Source organism: Kitasatospora sp. NPDC001225 (assembly GCF_053597855.1).
In genome coordinates this window covers 1-2,481 of record NZ_JBSFJC010000357.1, presented here as the reverse complement: position 1 = coordinate 2,481, position 2,481 = coordinate 1, and the positions used below count along the sequence as shown (strand labels likewise).

The 2,481-nt window shown below is 76.6% G+C and carries 1 protein-coding gene; it reads right to left on the bottom strand.

Annotation, left to right across the window (positions count from 1 at the left end):
* On the bottom strand, window positions 1–2,481 hold a 2,481-nt coding region (locus tag ACWDCZ_RS40395), incomplete at both ends, for a tetratricopeptide repeat protein (protein WP_449818596.1).

The window sequence follows — 2,481 nt, the reverse complement described above, 5'->3', positions numbered from 1 at the left end:
GCTTCTGCGGTCTTCGCCCGAGGGTTCCCGCCTCTTCCCCAGCATGAGGTTGACCTGAGGGCCGCCTTCCGTATGCATCGGCAGAACGTGGTCCGGGCCGACCGCCCCGGTCAGCCCGGCGAGAGCGGCCCGGTACCCCTCGACGGCCCGGTCCAGGTCGCCGGAGGCCTCGTCCACCCGGGCCAGCGTGGCGCGGCTGCCGAGGGTGTCCGGATGGTCCGGGCCCAGCAGCCGGGTGCGCTGCTCCAGCACGGTGGTGATCAGCGACCGGGCCCGCTCCAGGTCGCCGGCCGCCCGGCAGGCCGACGCGAGGTTGTTCCGGCTGAGCACGGTGTCGCGGCTCTCCGGGCCGAGCAGGCGCTCCTGGGCGGCGAGCACCTCCTCGAACCGGAGCACGGCCCGGCGGTGGTCGCCCAGCCGGTGGTGGACGGCCGCGAGGTTGCCGCGGCTGCGCAGTGTGTCGGGGTGGTCCGGGCCGAGTACCTCCAGGCGCAGCCGGAGGGTCTGTTCGAACAGGGGGAGCGCAAGTTCCGGCTCCCCGGCCGCGGCGTGGGCGGAGGCCAGCATGCTGAGGCTGACCAGGGTGTCGGGGCTCTCCGGGCCGAGCACGCCGGTGCGCTGGGCCAGGACCGTCCGGCAGAGGTCGAGGCCGGTCCCGACGTCACCGGTGGTCAGGCAGAGGTAGGCGAGGTTGCTGCGGCTGAGCAGGGTGTCCGGGTGCTCCTCGCCGAGGGCGGCCGCACGCCGCGCCAGGACGTCCCGGTAGATCCGCCCGGCCGGTTCCAGGTCGCCCGCCGACTCGTGGGCGTAGCCGAGGTTGCTCAGGCAGCTGAGGGTGTCGGGGTGCTCGGGGCCGCAGAGCTCCTCCAGGCCGGCCAGCGCCTCCTGGTAGAGCGCGACCGCCCGGCGGTACCGCCCCACGTTCTCGTACGCCCCGGCGAGGTTGTTCCGCAGCCGCAGGGCGTTGATCCGGAGCATGCCCGGGGGCAGGTGCTCGTCGCCGGTGACCGCGGCCTCCCGGCCGAGCAGGCCTTCGTAGATCGCGATGGCCTGGTCGGCCCGGCCGAGGGACCCGTGGGCGCCCGCCAGGTCGCTGAGCAGGCTGAAGGTCCTGGGGTGGTCCGGGCCGAGGGCGTCCCGGCTGTCGGCGGCGGCCCGCTCGTACTCCTCGACGGCCCGCTCGGCCCGCCCGCAGGCCTGGTGGGCGTCGGCGAGGCTGCTCCGGAGGTTGAGGGTGGTCAGGTGCCCGGGGCCGTGCACCCGCAGGCTCCGCTCCAGGAGCGGTTCGAGCAGGCCGAGGGCCTGCTCGGGGCGGCCGGTCGCGAGGTGCACCCGGGCCAGGGCGGAGCCCGCCACCAGCGCGAACTCGTGGTCGGGCCCGAAGCCGTGCCTGATCTGGGCGTCGTACGCCTCGTACAGGGGCAGCGCCCGGACGCTCTGCCCCTCGGCCTCCAGGAGCAGGGCGGTGGCGGCGTAGAGGGTGAACACCGCCGGGTCGCTGTCGTCCCCCGGGTCGGTGGCGGCCAGGGCGCGGACCTGGCCGGCCAGGCGGGTCAGCTCGGCGGTGTCGCGCTCCTGCTCCCTCCCGGCCGGGTGGACGGCCGCCAGCACGGCCCGTTCGGCCTCGCGCCGGCCCCGGGGAGCGCCGCCCGGAGGGCGGGCGGCGAGGGCTTCCGCCCGCAGCGCGCCCTGGACCAGGCGGTGCACCCGGACGTCGCGCCAGGCGTAGCCGATCATGCTGTAGGCGTGCAGGACGCCGAGTGCGTCGTCGGCCGCGAGCTCGTCCGGGGCCAGCCGGGACACCAGGTCGCGCGGGCAGCCGTCGGCGTCGAGCCAGGCCAGGGCGTGCAGCAGGTCGGCCGCGACCGGATCGTCCCCGGCGACGGCCGCCAGGGTGACCTGCCAGACCCGGGCGACGGTGCGCTGCGGGTCGCGGCGGGTCGGGGCGCCGGACGGCCGGAGCCCGAGCCGGCGGCGGTAGCCGGCGACGGTGGTGCGGGTCCGGCGCAGGTAGGCGCCCGCCTGCTCCAGGGCGAGTGGCAGGCCGCCGAGTTCACGGGCCAGCTGCCCGGCCTCCCAGCGCGACCCGTCGGAGCCGTCCCACTCGGCGACCCAGGACCACAGCAGCTCGGTCGCCTGCTCGTGGGGGAGCACGTCGAGGGCGAGCAGCGCGCCGTCGGAGGCGGCGCCGAGCGTGTCCCAGTCGTCCGCGAGCCGGGTGGTGACCAGGTGGTGCCCGCGGGTGAGGCTGCCCAGGAACGGTTCGAGCAGTGCCGGGTCCTCGACGTCGTCGTACACCAGCAGCCAGCCGGTGTGGTGCTGGAGCCAGGCCAGCGCCCAGGCCGCCAGCTCCGGCGGCCGCGCGGTCCCGGCCCAGGCGGGGCTCAGCCGCCGGGCGATCCCGGTCAGGGCCTCCTCGACACCGCCCGGGGAGGAGGCGTCGATCCACCAGACCAGGTCGTACGCCGTGCGGAAGCTCTG